General features: G+C 59.1%; 11 protein-coding genes. 9 read left to right on the top strand and 2 right to left on the bottom strand.

Features of this window, described 5'->3' with window-relative positions:
- Positions 1 to 16 precede the first annotated feature (16 nt).
- The 9 genes from AC1DXM_RS09840 (at position 17) to AC1DXM_RS09880 (ending at position 18,753) form a co-directional block, all read left to right on the top strand.
- A complete protein-coding gene (locus AC1DXM_RS09840) occupies positions 17 to 1,144 on the top strand; it encodes a metallophosphoesterase family protein (protein WP_477232853.1) in 1,128 nt (375 codons plus the stop codon).
- A complete protein-coding gene (locus tag AC1DXM_RS09845) occupies positions 1,141 to 3,756 on the top strand; it encodes an AAA family ATPase (protein WP_477232854.1) in 2,616 nt (871 codons plus the stop codon). The genes AC1DXM_RS09840 and AC1DXM_RS09845 overlap by 4 nt, the downstream gene beginning before the upstream one ends.
- Positions 3,756 to 7,070, top strand: coding sequence for a TM0106 family RecB-like putative nuclease (locus AC1DXM_RS09850; protein ID WP_477232855.1), 3,315 nt, complete (start codon positions 3,756 to 3,758; stop codon positions 7,068 to 7,070). Before AC1DXM_RS09845 ends, AC1DXM_RS09850 begins: the two co-directional genes overlap by 1 nt.
- A 22-nt stretch (positions 7,071 to 7,092) precedes the next feature.
- Positions 7,093 to 7,761 carry a hypothetical protein gene (locus tag AC1DXM_RS09855; RefSeq protein WP_477232856.1) on the top strand — a complete coding sequence of 223 codons (669 nt, stop codon included), beginning with the start codon at positions 7,093 to 7,095 and terminating at the stop codon, positions 7,759 to 7,761.
- Positions 7,762 to 8,719: 958 nt separating this feature from the next.
- Positions 8,720 to 11,218: an AAA domain-containing protein gene (locus AC1DXM_RS09860; RefSeq protein ID WP_477232857.1), complete on the top strand. Its 2,499-nt coding sequence runs from the start codon at positions 8,720 to 8,722 to the stop codon at positions 11,216 to 11,218.
- Entirely contained in the window at positions 11,184 to 12,605 is a 1,422-nt protein-coding gene (locus tag AC1DXM_RS09865) for a coiled-coil domain-containing protein (protein WP_477232858.1), read from the top strand. The genes AC1DXM_RS09860 and AC1DXM_RS09865 overlap by 35 nt, the downstream gene beginning before the upstream one ends.
- A gap of 9 nt (positions 12,606 to 12,614) precedes the next feature.
- Positions 12,615 to 14,747, top strand: coding sequence for an McrB family protein (locus AC1DXM_RS09870; RefSeq protein ID WP_477232859.1), 2,133 nt, complete (start codon positions 12,615 to 12,617; stop codon positions 14,745 to 14,747).
- 5 nt (positions 14,748 to 14,752) lie between these two features.
- On the top strand, positions 14,753 to 16,336 hold the full coding sequence (locus AC1DXM_RS09875; RefSeq protein ID WP_477232860.1) for a DUF2357 domain-containing protein: 1,584 nt from the start codon (positions 14,753 to 14,755) through the stop codon (positions 16,334 to 16,336).
- Positions 16,336 to 18,753, top strand: a complete 2,418-nt coding sequence (locus AC1DXM_RS09880; RefSeq protein ID WP_477232861.1) for a hypothetical protein — start codon at positions 16,336 to 16,338, stop codon at positions 18,751 to 18,753. Before AC1DXM_RS09875 ends, AC1DXM_RS09880 begins: the two co-directional genes overlap by 1 nt.
- Before the next feature lie 87 nt (positions 18,754 to 18,840).
- On the opposite strand, the gene AC1DXM_RS09885 is transcribed toward AC1DXM_RS09880, so the two are convergent.
- Together AC1DXM_RS09885 and AC1DXM_RS09890 are read right to left on the bottom strand one after the other, a co-directional pair.
- Positions 18,841 to 20,931, bottom strand: a complete 2,091-nt coding sequence (locus AC1DXM_RS09885) for a 3'-5' exonuclease (protein ID WP_477232862.1) — start codon at positions 20,929 to 20,931, stop codon at positions 18,841 to 18,843.
- Between the two features lie 3 nt (positions 20,932 to 20,934).
- A complete protein-coding gene (locus AC1DXM_RS09890) occupies positions 20,935 to 21,759 on the bottom strand; it encodes an HNH endonuclease (RefSeq protein ID WP_477232863.1) in 825 nt (274 codons plus the stop codon).
- Position 21,760: the final 1 nt, after the last annotated feature.

Genomic DNA, 21,760 nt, shown 5'->3' on the forward strand with positions numbered 1-21,760 from the left:
CTCTGGTGATCTTCACATGTTTCGTTTTATTCATTCGTCCGATCTGCACCTCGGCCGCAGGTTCAGCAACCTTCCCGAAAACGCGCGCGGTCGCCTGGTAGAGGCGAGGCACGCGTCGATCGGACGTCTGGCCGCTTCCGCATTAGATCACGGCGCAAGCCACGTGCTCCTTGCTGGAGACGTTTTTGACACGGAAACGCCTTCTGACGCCGTTTGGCGTCACGCCTTGGCTGCGATGAGCTCCGCGAAAGGCCTTCATTGGTGGATTCTTCCCGGAAATCACGACAGCCTGGCGGCTGAAGCGCTCTGGGGTCGCGTCCGCGCCCATGCTCCAGCGAACGTTCATCTTCTTGATGCGCCGGAGCCAGTCGAGATCGCGCCGCGTGTGGTTCTTCTGCCCGCTCCGGTGCCTCGCCGCTTTCCCGGCCGCGATCTGACAGAGTGGATGCCCCTTTGCGCTACTCCTGCCGACCACTTCCGGATTGGGCTTGCACATGGCGGGGTCCTTACATTCGGGTCCGAGGGCGGCGGTGCCGACATCATACCGCCCGATCGCGCCAAGTCTGCTCGGCTCGACTATCTTGCGCTTGGTGATTGGCACGGACTGAAGCAGTTCGGCGATCGCACTTTCTACTGTGGCACCCCCGAGCGCGATCGATTCAAGCACAGCGGCCCCGGCACTTGCCTCGCTGTCACTCTCCTGGCTCCGGGCGCGGTGCCCGAGGTCAACACCATTCAGGCCGGTCAGTTCGACTGGCGGGAAGCACCACTGCCACTCATACCTGCACAAGACGCTGTAGCTGCGCTAAAGATGCTGTTGCCGGTCGAAGGCAAGGAGAGGCGCGACATGCTTCTCAAAATTCGAGCCACCGGTAGGCTGGGCCTGCCAGCGCGCATGGCTCTGACGCGTGCAGCAGAGCTTGCAGAGCCCGAGTTCTGGCATTTCGAATTCGACGATGCAGATCTCGCCACCGAATGCAGCCTGGAAGATCTCGATGGAATTGCGTTGAGCGGCGCACTTCGGTTGGCAGCTGAAGGCCTCCATCAGAGGTCTGAAGACGCTTCAACGCCCCCCACGGATCGGGCGATCGCCGCGGCGGCACTTAGACGCCTTTACAATTATGTGCAGGGAGAGACGCAATGAAGCTTCTCGCGATACGCCTCGATAACGTCCGACGGTTCACCGACCCCGTTGAGATCACTGGTATCGGCACCGGGCTGAACGTCCTCTCGGCCCCGAATGAGAGCGGCAAGTCGACCATCGTTGATGCGCTCCACGCGCTCTTTTTTAAAGGCTACAGGTCCTGGGACAAAGAGGTCGCGAGTCTTGCGCCGCATTCCGGCGGTGATCCTCAAGTGGCAGTCGAAATTGAAATCAACGAAACCCGCTTCAAAGTCGAAAAGCGCTGGAGCAAGACGCGCAAGGGCGAGGCCAAGGTCTCCCGTAGCGGGCACCTGATCAAGCAGGCGGACGATGCCGAGACATGGCTCGCTGAGGTGCTCAAAGCACCAAAGGAAGGGGGGCCGGCCGGTCTCCTCTGGGTGCGACAGGGTTTGACCAGTCTCGACGAAGGCGAATCCGCCCACTCAGCACGGCGCGACTTGCTTTCTTCCGTCACCGGCGAGGTCGAAGCAATGACCGGCGGGCGTCGTATGGACGCGACGCGGGATCGTTGTCGGAGGGAACTTGACCGCTACTTGACCAGCAGCGGAAAAGCGAAAGTTGGCGGCCCACTAAAGTCCACGGAAGACGAGGTCTCGGCTCTCGATCTCCGACGCGATGGGCTTGCAGCCAAGGCGGCGTCTCTATGGGCGGAACTTGATCGCCGGCGCAATCTAAGGCGCGAACTCGCCAGTCTTGAAGACGGCGAGCAGGATTCGGAAAGGATGACGCGGCTTGCAGAGGCACAGGCCGCCCATGACGAGGCATCCCGTCATGCAGAAGCGCTTGAGCGAGCAATCGAAGCAGAAAGATCCAAACGCCTTGAGATGGAACGAGCCCAGGAGAGGCTTGCGATAATCGAGGCCGCGCTTGCCGAAGAAAAGAGTGCCGGAGCCGCCCTTGAGTTGGCCAAGGCTGATGCCGCAATCAAGGACGAGAGGCACCGTGAAGCAGAGGGTGTATTCATCGAGGCGAGAAGGAGTTTCGACAAGGCGTCCTCATCGGCAGAAACTGCCTCTGAAATCCTTCGAAGGGCACTACGTGCTCAGACATGCGCCGCGACGGCAGAGCGGCGTGCGGAGCTTGCGGTTCGACTGACCCAAGCCGAAGGCTTGCGGACCGAGCTCGAGAAAGCCGTAGCGGACGCCAAGGTTGGCCTCACAGAAAAGGTGCTGCGTCAGTTGGAGGATCGGGCTGGAGAGGTCCGGGTTCTACGAAAGGCACGCGAGATCGAGGCCGTCGCTCTCACGATGACGTATGCCGTTGGACGAAAAGATGGTGTCGCGCTCAACGGTAAGCCGATGCCTGATGGAAATCGTGTGGCAATACCCGATGGCGCCACGCTGGAGATTGACGGCATTGGATACCTAGCGGTCCACCCCGGTGCACAGTCTGCCGCCGATACACTTGCGGTAGCCGAGAAAGCTCTTGCCGACGCACTTAAAGCGTCTGGCTACGAGACCATCGAGACTGCTCGTGCAGCCGCGCATCTCCGGCTTGAGGCGGAAGCTCGATGCCGGAGTGCCGAACACCAGTTAAACGGAGCGGCGCCGCATGGAATCGAAGCCCTGCGGGAAAGTATCGCCCGCCTGCCTGAATCAGTGGAAGCGGAACCCGAACTTCCGAGCGCACGAGAGGCTCAAGAGGCCGAGGTAGCAGCAAAACATGCTCTTGCAGACGCAACCAGCACACTTGAGAAAGCCCGTTCTGCGTTCGAAACAGCGCAGACCGCCGCGGCCCGTGCTTCAGCAGCCGCAGAAAGCGCAGCGGAGAGGGTCTCCAGGGCACTCTCCGCGCTCAGCAGCTTCCAAGATGCCGAGGCCGAAAAGATACGCCTTATGAACGGGCTTGTTGGGCATCGGGCCGCGTTGGCAGAGGCGATTGGACAGCGCCAAGCAATCTTGGCCGTGGCGCCTGATCTTGAAGCGGCGAAGGCTGTATTACAACGTGCACGATCGGTCATCACACGCGTCGAACAGGACCGCCAGCGCATTTGCGTTGATCTCGGAAAGTTGGATACGGCAATCGAAATGCATGCTGCGGAGGCCGTCGAGGAAGAGCTGGCCGACATCGAGATTCGACTGAAAGCAGCGAGGCGGAGACTTGAAGAGATCATGTTCGAGGTCTCAGTCCTACAAACAGTGGACGACGCACTTGAATCCGCCCGAACTGCTGCACGTGACCGCTACGTTGAGCCCGTCCTGAGGGAGATTACCCCACTCATCCGACTGCTCTGGCCCGAGGCTGAGCTTCGCTTCGATGCAGAGAAGGTCCTGCCAACGGCTCTGGTTCGAGCCGGGACGGAGGAAGACTTTGACATCCTGTCGGGCGGCACCAAGGAACAGATCGCACTTCTCGTGCGGCTAGCCTTTGCTCGAATGCTGGCGAAGGCAGGTAACCCCGCGCCAGTGATTCTCGACGATGCGATCGTTTACACCGACGACGACCGCATCGAGCGTATCTTCGACGCCTTGACGCGACAGGCACAAGATCTGCAGATCATTGTATTTTCATGCCGACAGAGAGCCTTCCGAGATCTTGGAGGTCGGAGCCTCGCAATTATCGGCCAGGAACCTGTTTTGGATGCCGCGTGATGAGACGCGACGGCAATGGGCTTCGCCTATCGGCCTCGGACTTGATGCGATTCATGGCCTGCTCGCATGCAGCACGCCTGGACCTCGCCCATCTTGCAGGCGAGGGGCCGAAGCCGGCGGATGACAGTGAAGACGCGGCCCTACTTCAAAGATATGGCGACGCGCACGAAGCGGCCCATCTGGCGCGGCTCGAGACCAGCGGAAAGCGTATCTCCAAGATTGAAAAGGATGGGATCGCCTTCGATGTGGCTGTCAAAGCGACGCTAGAGGCCCTTCGAAGTGGCCCGGATATTGTTTTCCAGGGAGCGCTCGAAGGAGACATGTGGGGCGGATACTCCGATTTCCTCGAACGGGTTGATTTGCCCTCGAAACTCGGGGGATTTTCTTACGAGGTTACAGATACCAAGCTGAAGCGCAAACCTGCTCCGGCGCATGTCTTGCAACTCGTCCTTTATTCCGACCTGTTAGCAACTGCCCAGGGACGTAGTCCAGAGCGGGCACACGTGGAGCTCGGCGACGGCAAGCGTTTCAGTTTCCGTCTCGCGGAATATGCGGCGTATGCTCGCGCAGCACGAGAGAGGCTTGAGTCCTTCGTTGTCGAACCAACGAAAACTCGACCTGTGCCTTGTGCAACTTGTAATCTCTGCCGCTGGCGTGAACATTGCGCTGGAGAATGGGAGCAAGAGGACAGCCTTTTCCGCGTTGCCGGCATTACGAAAGTCCAGGTGGAAAAGCTTGAAGCAACCGGCATCACTACGATGGCCACTCTCGCACAACAACGCGGCCGTGTGCCGAGGATGGCCGAGTCGACACTCGAAAAGCTCAGGACTCAGGCATCGCTGCAGCAAGAGCGGAAGAGTGGCGAACCGTCCTATGCGCTGCGCCCTCCCCTTCCCGGCAAGGGCTTCGACCTGCTGCCCCGGCCCCATCCTGGCGATCTCTACTACGACATCGAAGGTGACCCGTTCTATGCTGAAACCAGCACCGAAGGCCTTGAATACCTACACGGGGTCTGGGATGGGAAGGCCTTCAAAGCTTTCTGGGCTCATGACTTTGCGGAGGAGAAGGAGGCGATAGTCGCCCTTTTTGCACTCTTCGAGCAGAGCATAGTGCAGAACCCGCAAGCTCATATCTACCACTACGCATCATACGAAATCAGCGCGCTTCGCAAGCTCACCACTCGGCACGGCGTCGGCGAAGCGCAGCTCGATCGGTGGCTGAGGGAGCGCCGTTTCATCGACCTCTATGCCGTTGTTCGGGGAGGCGTGTATGCATCCGAGCCATCCTATTCAATTAAGGATATGGAGGCCTTCTATGATCTTTCCCGCACAGGCGAGGTGAAGACCGCGGGCGGGTCTGTTGTCGCTTATGAGAAGTGGCGTGAAAGCCATGTCGCCGCCATCTTGGACGAGATCGAAAACTACAATCGCATCGACTGCGTCTCGACGGAGCGGCTGCGCGATTGGCTACTCGAAATCCGGCCAGAAGGGCGATGGCTGGAACTCGGCGAAGGCTGCACCGCAAAGTCCGTAGAGGCCGAAGCCGAAGTAGACGATCTCGCCGACTTGCTGCTTCAATCCAGCCTACCCGACGACCGTCAGCGGCTCCTGTATGACCTAGGCGTCTTCCACTGGCGCGAGCGAAAGCCTGCTGCGTGGGCTGTTTTCGACGCTGCTGCGAAGGACTTCGACGAGCTCTGCGATGATATGGAATGCCTTGGCGGCCTCGTCGCCCATGGGCCGCAGCGATCGGTGAAGAGATCGAATGAGCGAGATTACCGATATCCGCCGCAGGAGACGAAGCTAAGGGCAGGCAAATCCTCGCAGTTTGCTATCGATGGCGGTTTCGGACAGGTCGACATCACGTCGCTCGACCGCCGTGCTCGGCGGGTAACGCTGAAAATGGGGCCGAGCTCCGGCGATAAGCTCCCAGACCGGCTGGATCTCATTCCCTCCTTCGCTATAGATGCCAAACCCATTCCCTCCGCTGTGCGCAAAGTTATCAAGGACCAGTGTGGATCTCGCGCGAACAAGGCAGCAGAGGATCTCATCTCACGCAATCCTCCGCGCTTCAAAGGTGCGTCACCGCTTCCCCTGGATGAGGCGGCAGATCCCCTCCGAGGAACTATAGCAGCCATTCGGGCGATGGATGCAACAGTCCTACCAGTCCAGGGCCCGCCCGGAACAGGTAAAACGTATGTCGCCGCGCGCGCCATCCTCGCACTCGTCAGGGACGGCCATCGCGTCGCCGTTTCATCCAGTAGTCATGAAGCCATCCGCAACGTCCTGATGGCCTGCCTAGATGCGCTTCGCGATGACGCCGACGTCGGACTGACCCTTGCGGAGGTCCAGCTCGCACACAAGATTGGATCCGACACCGGCGAGGCACCGATCGGCTACGAGGCCATCGCGAGTGTGCGGAATAACGACGATTCCGCACTTGAAACAGCACAGGTAGTTGGCGGCACAGCGTGGTTGTTTTCGCGAGACCAACTTGAGGGCGCGTTCGAATACCTCTTCATCGATGAGGCTGGGCAGGTTTCCCTCGCAAATGCGGTGGGGATGTCGAATGTGGCCAAGAATCTTGTCCTCATAGGCGACCCCCGCCAACTCCCGCAGGTAATTCAGGGAGCGCACCCTGATCCGGCAAATCTCTCTTGCCTTGATTGGGTTCTCGGCGAAGGGCAGAACGTTGCGCAGGACAGGGGGATTTTTCTTCCTGTCACTCGTCGCATGCATCCCGAAGTCTGCAGCTTCATTTCATCACAGTTCTACGAAGGTCGGCTGCATCCACACGAAACGACGTCGCGGCAAGCAATCCACTCACCGGGACTACCCATAGCCGGCGCATGGCGGATTGCGGTAGCCCACCAAGGGCGCGCACAGGAATGTCCTGAAGAGGTCATTGCAATCCGTGAGAAGATTGACCTTCTGCTTGCCGGAAAATGGACCAACATTGACGGTTTGGTGCGCCCGTTACGGAAGGACGATATCATCGTTGTCGCTCCTTACAACGCCCAGGTGAACGCACTAGCCGAAGCTTTGCCTGACATAAGGGTAGGAACCGTCGATAGATTTCAAGGGCAGGAAGCGCCAGTTGCCATTGTCTCAATGACTGCCTCTTCAGCGGAAGAAACTTCACGGGGCATCGAGTTCCTTTTTTCCCGCGAGCGGCTCAATGTCGCTGTGAGCCGTGGCAAGGCCCTGAGCCTCGTATTTTTCTCGCCTCGACTGCTGCAGGCGGGGTGCTCGACGGTCGAGCAAATTCGTCTCGTGAATACGCTCTGCGCACTTCCCGACATGCCTACGGGATAGGATGAACGGACGGAATGAATCGATGAAGGACAACGCGGCAGCTCGGCATAGGTTTGAGGCGCTCAAGGAAAAGCAGCGTCAACTTCGGGCGGGTTTCCCCGAGAATTTCGGCCTTCGCGTCCATCGGTCGATCAGTTGGATCGGACGGGCTGAAGCAGAAGCCAACGATCCCGCTGCAGCGTTCCTCTTCCTCTGGATCGCATTTAACGCGGCCTATGCGGACGAGCGCGACGTGCGAGGTGAACGCGAAGCATTTGCATGGTTCTTCGGAATGCTCCGCGACCTCGACAAGAACAGCCGCATCTATGACGCGGTCTGGACACGCTTCCCCGGTCCCATACGGCTCTTTCTGGAGAATCGCTTCGTCTTTGGCCCATTTTGGTCCCACCAAAATGGGATCGATGGTTACGATGACTGGGAGCAACGATTCAATGCCGCCAGGCGTGCCTTCCACGGCGCGCTGATGACTCGCGATACCGCCAACATCCTGTCGATGCTATTCGACCGCCTCTATGTGCTCCGCAACCAACTTGTTCACGGGGGCGCAACTTGGAACTCGAGCACTAACCGCAACCAACTTCGTGACGGGGCCGATATCATCGGGTTTCTCATCCCGATCATGATCGACATTATGATGGACAACTCAACCGAGGATTGGGGACGACCATTCTACCCAGTTGTTGAGAGCTAGACCGTTGTTACGACGACAAGGGGCACCGGCCTCTTCAGGCAAGCGGTGTCGGCTCTGGTGCGTCGAGCGACTTGACGAACTCTCTGACGATTTCGACAGCCTTATGGACGACGACGCTCATCGACTTGGCGAGTTGGAGGATGGTTGAGTTTGGCCGAACTGAATACTGTTACACACCAACCACATTACCCTACGTCACTGAATTGACCGCAAACAAGTTGTCGGCGATTACCATCAAGTGATACTGTGGAGGTGGGGTCGATGTCGAAAGCGCTAGACGACCAACGACTTCGAAGGGGTTTCATTGCTTGACCACACCATTAGGCGGCTACTCGCGCTTTACCCGCGAGGCGCCACCGACGATCAGCTTGTCTGGCGGTTGAGGGCGTCCGGGCTGCGCATTGGCGCGTCCGAGTTGCTTGCCGGACTGCTCTCTCTCGCCGAGCGCAGAGAAATCGTGCGGGTGCGGAACGGACGATGGATGGTAGTCTCACAAGCCGCTATCGCTACACCAACGACGGGGACCAACCCCAGCGCAGGCAATGCTGGCGCAACAATTCTTTACTCGGTTCCTGCCACCTGCAGAAATGTGGACCCCCGTCCTCCCGCGGAAATTCCCGAGTCGCCTACAGTCGCGCCCTTGCCGGATTGGGCGACGCTCCTTGGCTACTACTCTGCGACACAACGTCAGGATCCCCGTGGACAGATAGTGGAATTCCCTGACCGCCATGCTGTGAGCTGGCAACTTCTTCGCAGTTCGGGCCATTGGTGGGAAGACGCCGAACTCCGCGTAGGAATGGAGTGTTTGCCGGCAAGCTTCCGGGAAGCACTTGCTCGCCGGACAGTTGGGACGGCTGCCGTTGGATGGCCTGTCTCCATCTTTTCGATCGCCGAGGGCCCGGCCTGTATACCTGGTCTGCTCTTGCCAGCTGACTGGCGAATCGAAGGGTCAGATCTGGTGCTGAATTTGGAGGCCTCACAGCCGTCCGTAAACCCAGCGTGGTTGAGAGAGGTACGGCGCAACTCCAGCTGGAATGAAAGCGCGCTACTCGACACGCTTTTCCCCGAGGGAGAGGAAAGCGACCTCGGCGCCGTGAGTAGCCGGATGCGGCACGCTCTAGCGACCTTAGGCGGCGTAGAGCTCCGTCCAGCCGATCTCGCGCCGGAGCTGACCGTCCATGGCACGGGTCTGCGAAATGCGGCGGCCCTGTTCCTGATAGAGGATGGGACTTTCACTAAGGGAGCAGCCGACGATCTGGAGGCTCTTCGCGCATGGACGACTGAAAAACGTTCCGGCACAGCGCTGGCGGAGTTGTTCGCGCGCGATGCGAAGAGCCCCAACACCTCTGAAGTGGCCATCCTATCGCCGACAAACTTGACTGAGAGTCAATTGGAGGCAGCGGAAGCGGCGCTGCAAGGGCCTTTGACGGTAATCCAAGGGCCGCCCGGCACCGGCAAGAGCCAAGTCATACTTTCCCTCATTGTCTCGATTGTGATGGCCGGTCGGAGCGTGCTGTTCGCGGCGAAAAATCACCAAGCCTTGGACGAGATTGAGCGACGTTTGAAGGAGATCGTCCCCGCCGCTCCCCTATTGGTTCGAGGTCGCGATGCAGACGGCGATCGGAATACAAATTTTCTTAATGCGCTTTTCGATATCGCCGGTGGCGAAGCGAGGAATTCGGCTGACCTCGACGGTATCGAGGCCGCACGGATCGGCCTGCTCAATTCCGCGCAATCGGGCGCGGCTGATCGTCGGCGCATGCGCGAGCGCACGGCCCTTCACATAGCACTATCTGAGCTGACCGATCGGCATGAGCAAATCTGCCGCCACCTTCCGGACGGGTCGGCAAGACGACCTCGCGTTTCATGGGTGAAACGCGCGTTGCTTTCCCTGCGTCGGTTACTGGGGCGACCAGTCGATCTTACCCTTCCGTTGCCCGATCTTGTTCCGCTCTCTGAACTAAATGCGCGAATAGCCGAGGTGCGGCGCAGACTTCAAAAATCTGGCTCGCGACCGATTGACGACAGCAAAAGAGACTTCGACCCGGTCGTAGGTGCAGTTGAGATCCGCTCGTTCTTGCCAAGACTGGCGGCCGTGAAGACGCAGGCAGGAGAGGCGGAGTGGTTGCGGATATCCGAGCGCGCCAAAGAAATCCAATTCGGCAACATCAAGAGTGCGCGAAGGATGATGCCGGAAGACGCTCGCGCAGTGCTTGAGCATCGTCCGGTCTGGGCCATCAGCACGCTCTCAGTCCCCTCTCGAGTGCCGCTCATTCCTGGCCTCTTTGATTACGTGATCTTCGATGAATCGAGCCAGTGTGACATTGCTTCAGCCCTGCCTCTCTTGGCGCGGGCGCGCAAGGCTGTAGTCGTCGGCGACCCTATGCAGCTGCGTTTCGTCCCATCATTGGGAATCGCCACCGAGCACGCCCTTATGGATGCGGAACGCATCCCGCAACAGGGACGGGCGTCGATCGCGCAAAGCATAAACTCGCTGTTCGATTTCTGTGCGCGCCAGCCGAACGCACGGCGCCTGTTCCTGCGTGACCAGTTTCGCTCGGCACCGCAGATTGTCGATTATCTGAACTCCGATTTCTATAGCGGCAAGCTCGTGAGCAGGCGAGAGGATGATGCCTTCCACCCCCCGTCTGGCTACAAGCCCGGCTTGGTCTGGGAGGATGTTGCGGGCACAGCCAGCAGGCATGAGGGTGGAACCATTAACAAGGCCGAGGCGGAGCATATCGCCACAGTTCTGCGCCGAATTGCCGATGACGTGGAGTTCAAGGGCACGGTCGGAGTGATTTCCCCATTCAACGCGCAGGTGGCGGAAATCGAAGTCAATGTCCTAGGCCTCCTGACGAAGACGCAACGGGAGCGCCTGTCGCTTAGGATTGCGACAGTGGATAAGTTTCAAGGCGGCGAGGCCGACGTAATTCTTTTCTCGCTGGTGCTTGCCCCCGGCTGCCCTTCCTCGGCCCGAACCTTTTTGCAAAAAGAACGCCGGAGGCTGAACGTGGCAATTAGCCGGGCTCGCGCGCTCTGCATTGTAGTGGGGGATCTATCTCACGCTCGGTCCTGTAATATTAAGCACATAGAATATCTCGCACAACGCGCAATCACTCCTTGGTCGCCCCCGCGCCCGCCCTTCGACAGCGACTGGGAGCGCAGACTCGACACCGCGATGCGAGCGCGAGCTCTTCAGCCCATCGCGCAATACCCGGTTGGCACACGATACCTCGACTTCGCGCTCGACCCTCAAGGGGTCAAACTCGATGTCGAGGTGGATGGCAGGCGCTGGCACTTGGATGCGGACGGAAACCGGAAGGTGAGCGACCGGCTGCGGGATGCCGAACTTCGTGCCCGCGGCTGGAAAGTGCTCCGCTTCTGGGTTCACGAATTAGCTAATGATATGGAGGCATGCCTTGACCGGATTGAATATGAACTCAGGCGCGCCTGACTCAACCCGAGACCAAGCCGCGCCAGTCGGCGGACGGATATGGATCGCTCTCGTGGCGATGCTCGGGCTGGCCGTAATCGGATTGAACCTGATCGTCTTCACAATGGTTCAGGGTGCCCAGCGCGTCGCAGAGAGTCGCGAGACCGAATTGCAGCGCCGGACGCTGATTGTATCGGCGATGGAGGAGCGAAAAGGTGAGTTGGAGCAAACTATTCGTAGCCTCGATGACAAAAGAGTAGAAGCTCTGCGCGCAAAAGAGGATGCCGAACGGAGTGCCTCGGACGCAGACAAGATAAAAGGTGATCGCGACCATGCCATGGTTGAATTGGACAAGGCGCGCTCCGAACTTGCCGAGGCCGAAAGAGGCCAAGCCGCGGCAAAGGCTGCCGAGAATGAAGCCAAAAGCATTCTTACCCAGCTAAATGCGCAGATCGAGAAATCTACCAACGATCTGGCGCAGACCTCTCAAGAGCTCAAGAAATTGGAAGCAAATCTAGCAGAGGTGAAGGACGAGATTTCAGCAGAGGATCAGTCGCGTTCGGATGCCGAGGCAAGAGCCCAGAAAGCGCTTTCCGAAGGGGCTACGGTTGAACGTGATGTCGAAAAATCGAGAGATGAACTCGAGAAGGCTGAGAGCGACCTCGCCGCCGTAAAAAAGGACCTAGCTGAGAAACAGGCTGCCTTGAGCGGAGCGCAGCAGATGTTAGCCAATGCTTCGGCCGCTGCAGACGAAAAAGGGCAGCGAACCTCCGAGGCCGAAGAGAAGGCAAAGGCTGCCGAACAGAGACGCGTCGCCGCAGAGACGCGATTGGCGGAAGCTAGCTCGAATGAGGCTACGCTGAATGACCGCTTGGCGAAGCTGAAGGCGGATACTGCGGCTGCGCAAGCTCAATTGGATGCGCAGCTTGCCTCTCTCGAAAAGATCCGAGGCGACGTTACTCAGCAAACCGCTACCTTCACTCGACTTCAGGTGGACGTAGCTCGACTGCAGTCGCAAAGTGCCGCTGCTACGCAAGATGCTGCGACCGCGGATCAGGCAGCTGCGGCGCGGACGGCGGCAGAGAAAGAATTGGCGAAGACGCAAGGCAATCTGGTGGGGGCGAGTGGCCAGCTTGCCAACGCACAGGCCGAATTGGCTCGCACGAGGGCACAGATCGCAGACACCGCAATGGACGTAGAGGCGGCGAAAAAAGCCGAGATCGCGCGGGTTGAAGCCGAGAAGATGGCGTTGGAAGCAAAAGATACCCTCGCAAGTCTGAACGTCGAAATTGAAACTGCAAAAGTCCGTTTGGCGGAGGTCAAAGCCGGCATCCCTGCAGCACCTGCGACCGACCCCGGTCCGCCCGCCACGGACAATTCTGTGCCGCCGCCCGTAGCGAAGGAATGAGAAACCACGATGTTAGCTTTTGATCCCACCACCCTCGTTCTGCCTTCGCTGTTGGCACTAACAGCTCTCGCCGTCTTAATGAGCGGTATCGCAACCATGTTTCAGATTCGGCGCGCCCGGCTTCCTGATGCGACTCGCTACGAGCATGTGCGCGAGCTGCGGGCACAAGAGGAAGGGCTATTAGCCCAACGACGAGCAGAACTGAGCATTGTCGAACAGAAAATTCAGGAGAGAGATCGTTTGATCGCTGAGGTCTCGGCTCTGGAAGAGAGGCGAGATGCCACCAATGCAGAACTCTCCAATCTCGAATCCGCGCGAGTGGAGATCGACGAGGTTAAGCGCGACGCTTCGGCTGCGGCGGCCGAACTAGCTGAAGTTTCGCAGAAGCTCGGAGCCGCGACTGACGAACTTGATCGAGTGACCGCCGATCTGGACCCTGCCCGGATTGTCGAGCGCAAGCGTGAGGTGGAGCGTCTGACAGAGGAACTTCACCAGCTGGAAGCCAAACTGCCTGAACTTCGAGCCGAGCGCGATATCGCGTTGCGGGCGCTCGAAGAGGCGCGGAGCCTAGAGGCTACCAGGGCCGCCATCCACGTGGAAGTGGAACGGCTGAATGGTGAGGCCGAACGCCTTTCAGTTCAGGTCGAGGAACTGACTGTTATCAAGGACCAGGTGGATCGGCTGCGGGATGAACTGGCCCGTGCATCTGACGAGTTCGGCCGTGTCGAAACGCGCCGCAACCACTTGCAACGGGAACTGGAGGACCTGGCAGAGCGAAGCGACGCTGTGGAGCTGAAAAAGGGTGAAGTTCAGGCGATCGCCGTCGACCTCGCCCAGAAACGTGAACGTCGCGACGAACTGGCGGAAGAGGTCGACAAGCTCGCGGCACGGCGAGAACGACTGCTTTCGGAAAGTGGTGGCGCTGACATAGCCGCAGTGGACGAACAAGCCATTCTCGCCGACCTCACCAAGTTGCCAACATTGCTTGAGATACCATCAACGTTGCGGGATGCCGGGCGCACAGAAGGCGCCGCTCTGCATGACGTCGCGGCCTATTTACAAAAGCATGGGCTGTCATACAGCGGCCGCACAGTTAGGGCCTTTCACACCGCTCTAAAGATCAATGACAATGCTCAGCTCACTGTGCTGGCGGGCGTGTCCGGCACAGGAAAAAGCCTGCTGCCGCGGCGCTATGCGGAGGCAATGGGAATGCATTTCCTGCAAATCGCGGTCGAGCCGCGTTGGGACAGCCCCCAGGATCTGCTTGGCTTTTACAACTATATTGAAAAGAAGTATCGCGCGACCGATCTCGCCCGTCTTCTGGTTCATATGGACCCATTCAGGACCGTCGAGATCGATACCAGTAGCTACGATCGCCGCGATCATATGGCACTCGTGCTCCTGGACGAAATGAACCTCGCTCGCGTCGAGTATTACTTTTCGGAGTTCCTCAGCCGCCTTGAAGTGCGGCCCCGCTTTCAAGAATCGCAGGATGACAAAAAGCGCAAGGACGCTCTCATCCCGGTCGACATTCGCGGCTTGAAGAAGACACTGTCGCTTTATTCCGCGCATAACGTCCTCTTCGCCGGCACCATGAACGATGATGAAAGCACGCAGTCGCTCTCGGACAAGGTGCTCGATCGGGGCAATGTCATGCAGTTCGCGGCGCCAAAAGACTTTCCAACGATGAACGAAGTTGGCAATGTGGCGCGACCCGACGGTGCGATGTCCTTCAAGAGCTGGAGAACATGGGTCAAGGGTTCGGACAGGCTCGACGACGCGCGCCGAAACCTTGCCGGTCAGATCGTTAATGGGCTTGCCGATATCATGGAGGGTTGCGGACGGCCCTTCGGCCACCGATTGCGGGATGCCATCCTCGCCTATTGTGCCAACTATCCGGTGGAAGGGAATGGCGGTATCGATATCCGCGTGCCCCTAGCCGACCAGATCGAATTCCGGATTCTACCCAAGCTACGTGGCCTCGATATTGAAGGCCACCGGGACCCATTCGACCGGCTGGTGAAGCTGCTGCGCGACGATCTCGGCGACAGCATGTTTGCTGACCGGATAAGCGATCTCGTTGAGAGGCAGCAGATCGGAACCGGTTTATTCGTATGGCGGGGTCTCACGCGGCAGAGTTGATCCAAGTGACCGAGAAGCGTGAAATCGAGCTGTGGCTGCGACCTTGGGCCCTGGTGGACCTGAAGCGGCGCCACCGGCGACTCCTTGCATCCGGTTCGACCGCCATCGTGGACCAAAACCGCGCTGGCCTGTGGTTATACGTGCCTGCAGGAGCGACTGCTGGCGCGGCTAGTCTCACGAAACTCGGCGAGCCTGTTTCGGGGTTCTCCACGGACGATGGTCGAACGCTACTCGTCCTGCCACTTCCGCTGAGACATTCGACCGGCTCGACCGTCCCGACCACGACCGGCACCACAAAGCTCTCTTGGCACTCTGCACCGGAAAGACCCTCAAGAACCCACGATCCGCAAACGGCCGAGGAGGAAGCCGCCCGTCGCCTGATGCTGCGTGCGGAAGCGGTATGGGATCGACTGCGCGATGTCGAGACCGCGTTGGCCGACCCTGCCAACCTATGGGAAGAACTCCGAAAGCGTTGGACGCAAGAAGACAATGACGTCCCGCCCCGAATGGATTTGATCGTCCATCACGCGGCCGCCCTCTCCCGGACCCTCGACGAGTTGGACCGCAAGCCGCGGCGCATCCTTCGACGCACGAACCAGCAGGTTCCTATCTCGCGTGTCCAGGAGTTGGACAGACGCGCAATGACCTGGCTGGTGCGGCAGCCCGGCGAGACGCTCGCCGAGCGCGCTGGCGACCGGCAACGCCTCTTGGCTGTTACTCGTGAGGAAAACTTCGACACGCTTGAGAACCGGGTGCTTCGCGCATATGCCGAGCTTGCCCGATATGTGGCGCGAAACTATCTCGATCGAAACCGCACAAAGGCACTTTCCAATCGGGCACGGAAGGTCAAGGATTTCGAGCGGCGATGTAAGCGTCTCGCTCGCGATCTTGCCGATCGCGGCGTGCGGCTTGCTGAAGCCGGGGTGACCCCCAACTTCGTCCTTCAGCAGAACCCGCGCTATCATGCGATCTGGGAGGGGTGGCAAGAGCTCCTCAAACACGATCGGATCTTCGACGAACTTTGGCAGTGGCAGGCCCGATCGTGGGAAGAATTCTGCACGCTGGCGGTGATGGTTGCCTTAGTCAGCGTGCCGGGCGCGCGTCTGATCGCGTCGGCCCCACTTAGTTTCCTCGATGAGCAGAGGCGCGGAACGTGGACCGATCACGACAACCCGTTGGGTGTTTTCCATTTGCCTAGCAGCGGCATTGTCGTCGAGGTCCGTTACCGGATGGCCAATCCCGATGTGCGATTGAGAGACTTTGGCGCTCCGATCTGGGTTCGTATCGGCCGTGTCGGCGATGCACAGGCCTTCCTAACCAATTTTGCTATTTGGCCAGTCTGGGACATCGAAGGGGGTTTGGTGGAGGGCGAAATTGCTGAAGTCTCCGACTTGCTCCCCTTCGGCCGCAAGGCCCAACTCGCCGCGGGAATCGTGCTGCGCCCTGCTGCCGCGGGCAAGGAGGCCGAGATTATGGAGCGCAACGGTGTCCTGACCGCAACTATGGGAACCGATGGCAGCGCCCTTAGCGACGGCGTAGCAGCCGTGAGAAATTTCCTCACGTCTGTAATCCAGGCAAAGGCCGGCTGATGCGTCGACTCTCCGGCATGGATATTAATGGCTGGCACGATTTCGCGGCCCGTAATTGGGAGCCAGATGACCCCCTCGTGCTGCCGCCGAATCCAATTCTTGTGGATGGCGGTATCCACGGTGTAGTCGTCCGCCAAGAGTCGGGCGTCTGGATCGGTGGCCCCCAGGCCAAGTTATCGCCACATGGACGCGGCCTAGGTTGGGGAAAGCTTGGCGATCCGGTTCGGCGCGTGCAAGTAACGGAAATCTGCGACGATCTCGCTAAGACTCCTGGGGAAGCGCGCGATCTCTACACTTTCAAGGCCATCGTCGACTCGCTAGCGCGAGAAGCGCACTCCGTCACGATCACTGTGCCAGATCATGACGCATTCGCGGAGGCGTCCCAAGCTCGGTTACTCAACCTGCTCGGCCACGGCCGACGCGCTCACCGGCTGCTCTGGCGACCTGTAGCGCTTTTCCTAGATGCCCTCGAGGTCGGTTCGATATCTCGAGATCTCGAGGGCGGGCTCGTCCGATTGTTGATCCACTCGAGTTCGGGCATCGAGATGCAGTCGTTGCGTCTTCGCGGGGACCGAGATCATCCGGGCCATCTCGCGCCGGAACGAGATGGCTACGGCCGGATCGTCGTTCCGGAATTAGCCCTAGGGGCGATGCTAAGACGCGCTCAGAAAGAGGTGACAATCGCAAATCCGTCGATTGAGATCGGCAGTGGGGAAAAGAGCCAACTGGCATCGAAGCTACTCTTCGGTCAGGCCAGCGCAGGTGAGACGGAGATTCTCAGGAACGACAATGGCACTTGGATGGAGATCGTGGCGCCTCGCCTTGATCCGTGCGGTGTGGTGCAGCCGTATCGTTGCGATGGCGTGGCGGAGAGCAAGGAAGTCGTAGCGACGTTTCTTGCTACCCCGCTGGCCGAGCCATACGCGACCATGCTGGCCGACTCTCTGAGCGATCAAATTCCCGACCTGCACCGGTTGGAATGGTCTTCAATCGCACGCGGATCTCTGAGGGCGGCTCAACTTATCGAACGAGGTCTTCCGCACTATTTTGATCGGCTCACACCGATAGGCCTAGCGATCCTGAAAGGCGAACTACCTCACTTTGAGGACTTGGTCGGCACCCAGGCGACGCTGCCCGCCAACCGAGAATATGTGTCCCCAATCTACGATGGTTTGATTTGGGGACGCGGGAAGAAAGAGATCGATTTCTACGTGGTCAAGGGAGAGAGGGAGGTTCGCCACTGGCGGGCGCAGCAAGACGTGCCGCCGACCAAGGATGTGAATGTCGAGCTTCGACTCAGGCAAACGCCTGGGCAAAGCTGGGCAAGGCTTTCTCTGACGTCACCGGAATGGGAGCCGCTACAGCGCAGCCCAATCCTACTCGACTGGGAGAAAATCAGCGTGGTCGAGGAGAGTCCCGAGGAGATATTAACAAAGCTAAGATCTCCACCGCCAATCATCCCCGACCGAATTGTCGAGCTCGCGAACATGGAGTTCTGGACCGGCAACGCGCGCTATAGAGGGATACTGGATTGCCTTCAAGACGGGCCTTCGGGCGGTGCTGATCAGATGGCAAAGCTCCTTTCGAGATCGATGCGCGATCCTGAAACTAGAGCGAGAACACGCCCCGTCGGCACAAACGGCGAATTGCCATTGGAGCTGTCGGGCGTAGCCTCCGAGGCATTTATGCAGAGCCTCAATGATATGGGCCAATTTGTCCAACTCACCCTCCGTGAGCCTCGGAGGCGGCTGCGAAACAATGATTATCTGAGATGCCTCACTTGGGTGTTTACTCTTTGCCCTGAGAACGTGCAGAACGCCATCGTTGACGCTCTGGAAGCCGACCTTCGCGGAAGCGGTCATCCCCTACTTGCCCCTGCGAATGCCAGAACGGTCCTCACTCAAGGCGCAGGGCGGGCGCTCACCGGCCCGGAACGCATTGGTCGCGCGCTTGTCGTCCTGGCCGCTCGACCCTCCAACTCTCACACACTGAACGCGCTTGCCATGATCCTGTCGCGGCGTCGTGAGGCACCAGCTTCGCTGACCGGCGAACTCGTCCGGCGGATCGCCGATCGTCTGGTAGGCGAGTTGCGCGAGCGATTGAATAGAAGAAACTTCCTCATACGTTTTAGAAACGCCCTCTCAGCAGCTGCTGGTCTCTTTCGATATCGTGAGGTCGAGCCATACGCACTGCTTTCGGCCCGAGATCCAACCGCCCAACGTCTGCGCGACGTGCTCTCACAAATCGGCGAGGCGCTGGGGCGCGAGCGACTTCTCCTTCGCAATCAACAGGACCTTCGAGAGACCGTCGTCGATCTCATCAAGCTACTGGATGGGGAAGGAGACCCGAATATCCTGCACAAGATCGACAGTCTAGACGACGATGACGACGGCAACGCCGATGGCCCGGACGATTAGTTGCTAGGCGGGGTCGCCTCGAGATCACGGAGAGCCATTAGTCTAGCTGCCTAGAATGAAGGCTAGGCGTTCACGTGGCCGTGCCGTTCACCACCTCCGAAGGTCATCGAGGAATTCGGAACCAGGCTTGACGCATGACACGACCAGCCGCTCCCTGGCGCGCGTCGCCGCGACATAGAACAGTTGCCGTTCAGTCGCGATTATCTCATCGAGTTCGAATTCATCGGCCACATCCACTACGCGGGATTCCAGAGGCAGGACACCTTCGTCGCACGCCATGAGGACCACTGCGCGAAACTCCAGGCCTTTGGCGAGATGCATGATGCCGAGCAACGCCTGATCAACGCCGGCTCTGCCATCGACCAAGGTTCGGGTTTTGAGGGACGCCGCCTCCGCGGCCGCACGTGCGCGGGGCAATTGTTGTTGCGAGCGCACGAAAATCCCAATTTCGCTAGGTGCAAATCCTTCGCCGATAAGCTCCCGCAGCACTGCCGCGACCAAAACCTTTTCTGCCTCTATGCTTTCGGCGCTGACGATTTGCGGTTCCGGCCCCTCGAAAACCGAGACGGTCCCGGATCGTTGATCCTCCAGACCGTCTACGTCGCGAACGCTGGAGGGAAGGAGCCGGTCAGCTGCCTGGCGGATCTGATGCGAGGTCCGGTAGTTGACCTTGAGTATGGAAGAGCGGCCGCGAACATCGATACCCAGACCCTTCCAGGAGAATGGCTGTTGGAAGATGCGCTGCCCGAGATCGCCTGCGAAGAACAGGGCATCTGGCTGCGCCGGAGAGATCGCGGCAAGAAATCGCAACTCGGCGATGCCAAGATCCTGCGCCTCGTCAACCACAATATGCGTGAAGGGCTTTTCGGCCCTTGTCGCATAAGTGAGCGTTACCGCTTCGAACAAGCCGGACAGGCTCAAGAGTCCGCGCCTCGCGAGCGATTCACGCACCCGCGCAAATATTTCCCAAAGCTTTTCGCGCTGGCGTGCGCCAAGCCTGTTCTTGCGCCCCATGCGCGGGACGACGGCATATGCCTCCTCGCTGTCGATCCGCCAGGCGTCGATGACATGTTCCCACTCCGAGATAAGGAACTGCGGCGAAAACTCGCTCTCCTGCTGGTCGGCTGAAGTCTTGAGAACCGTCGTTCGCATGGTCACCTGATCGGCTACATGCGGCTCTCGTCCGGTGCTTAGTGCATAAAGTTCGCGAGCTGTCTGTTCAAAGGAAGAGATCGTCACTCGTTCCAGGAAACCCAGTCGATCGGCCGAGAGCACCGCGAGTTTCTGAGCAAGAGCGCGTGCAAGCGGGTCGGAAAAAGTGGTTAGGAGCACGCGTGCGTCGGCACGGGTCTTAAGAATGCGCACCACTCTATGCAGTGCGACCACGGTTTTTCCGGTCCCCGCTGAGCCGGCCACTCGAGCTGGCCCATTGTAGTCCCGCTCGACCACGCCGCGCTGCAGGGGATGCAGAAACACAGCCCATTTTTCAAAAGGTGCGTCGAGTGCGGCCTGCAACTCCTCCGCGCCTTCGAGGATCCGGAAGCGGCGCTGTGTGTCAGGATGTGCGAGCGGATCGGTCGCCGGCGCGGCGGCAATCTTGAGCACCCCAGTAGCCGCATATTCGAATAGCGCTTCGACGGACTCTTGTGGCAGATAGCCGACAAGGGCGAAGAACTCGTCTTCGGTGGCGGACGCTACGTCGTCCAGCCAGTCTATGGGGACACCGACGGACAGCAGATCGTCGCGTGACAGGTTGGCAAAGAGTAACGGCGATTGAACTGGTGACGGTGCTTCGAGGGGCAGTATTGCCTGAGCGGGGCCGGTTGGCAGAGCCGCTATCTCCTCGATCAATTCGCGCACCTCCACGATCTGGATCGCACCGGTTTTGGGATGCGCCTCGATCCGGCGTCGCTCTGCCCATTTGTAGGCGTCGTCATGGTGATCGACATAAGCAAGCATCAGGCTCCCGCCCGTCTTGTGGACGATGATGCGCAGATCCCGATTTACCCGCACGGACCAGAAATTCGGGTCTTTTGACTTATCGATGCGATGGAATTGCAGGCCCGGCTGGTCAGGATTTGCCTGTAGGTCGAACGCTGTCAGCTTCGCCTGCTTCTGCTCGTCATTGCTGAGCTTGGCGAGGGAGGAGGTGAAGCTGTCGGCGAGGATCGTGGGCATAACTTAATGCTCGAAGCCGTATGTGTGTCGATGGGCGGCCAGATATTGTCGCATTCTCTCGCCAGGCTGCCGGACCAATGTCCTCTTCTTTCCTATGAGGTCATGCTGGTTGTCGAGAACCGACTGGCTGATCAACATTTCTCCTCTGCCGTTAAACGAAACCAACCCCGCATCGAACAACGCATCAAGCGTCGCTACCAATGGCAGCCCGTTCTCTGGATCAAGACGCTGAGCATTGCTTGCCTTACGCCATGGCAGAATGTGCGAGGCACGAACAATGGCTGGAAGATCGCAGGATGTGACCGCGCACCTGTTTCCCCACCTGGCCATGACTGAAGTCCGGAACTGCCCCTGCCCGATCCGAGCATCGATCAGCTGCTTTCGTTCCGTAGGGCTCAAATCGCGCGCTTGCAGAATAGCCTCAACGTCCGAGACGACGGGCGAGTGAAAGGCATATCGCGCCAAGAGGTTTGGTTTCGGCGTAACGGCAACAATATAGCCGTTCTGATATTCAAAATCGGCCACGTTCTGACCGTCTGGACCCACGAATTTGAGGCATCCGCCATCCATCGAGCGTCTCCGCCCGGCACTATCGATAAACCGATACGGGACGGGCTTTCGTATCTCTTCGAAAATTCGCACGAGATGCTGCTTGAAATAATCCGTGCGCGGGCCGTCGCCTTCGCCATCACTTTTCAGCGTGTCGCGCCTGAACAGCCCGTGGCTTGACGTCGAGAAAGGTTGGGAACCCCTGGTGCCATCCGGCTTTTTATAGTCGGGAATCTCCACGTCCAATCTCGTGAACGTCACCTCGAAAAGACCAGCCATC

This window comes from Mesorhizobium sp. P3_A2, from assembly GCF_056403115.1.

Bases quoted from the DNA above. Each gene is read 5' to 3' on its own strand.
- AC1DXM_RS09840 (WP_477232853.1), top strand. From the start codon at position 17: ATGTTTCGTTTTATTCATTCGTCCGATCTGCACCTCGGCCGCAGGTTC.
- AC1DXM_RS09845 (WP_477232854.1), top strand. From the start codon at position 1,141: ATGAAGCTTCTCGCGATACGCCTCGATAACGTCCGACGGTTCACCGAC.
- AC1DXM_RS09850 (WP_477232855.1), top strand. From the start codon at position 3,756: ATGAGACGCGACGGCAATGGGCTTCGCCTATCGGCCTCGGACTTGATG.
- AC1DXM_RS09855 (WP_477232856.1), top strand. From the start codon at position 7,093: ATGAAGGACAACGCGGCAGCTCGGCATAGGTTTGAGGCGCTCAAGGAA.
- AC1DXM_RS09870 (WP_477232859.1), top strand. From the start codon at position 12,615: ATGTTAGCTTTTGATCCCACCACCCTCGTTCTGCCTTCGCTGTTGGCA.
- AC1DXM_RS09880 (WP_477232861.1), top strand. From the start codon at position 16,336: ATGCGTCGACTCTCCGGCATGGATATTAATGGCTGGCACGATTTCGCG.
- AC1DXM_RS09885 (WP_477232862.1), bottom strand. From the start codon at position 20,931: ATGCCCACGATCCTCGCCGACAGCTTCACCTCCTCCCTCGCCAAGCTC.
- AC1DXM_RS09890 (WP_477232863.1), bottom strand. From the start codon at position 21,759: ATGGCTGGTCTTTTCGAGGTGACGTTCACGAGATTGGACGTGGAGATT.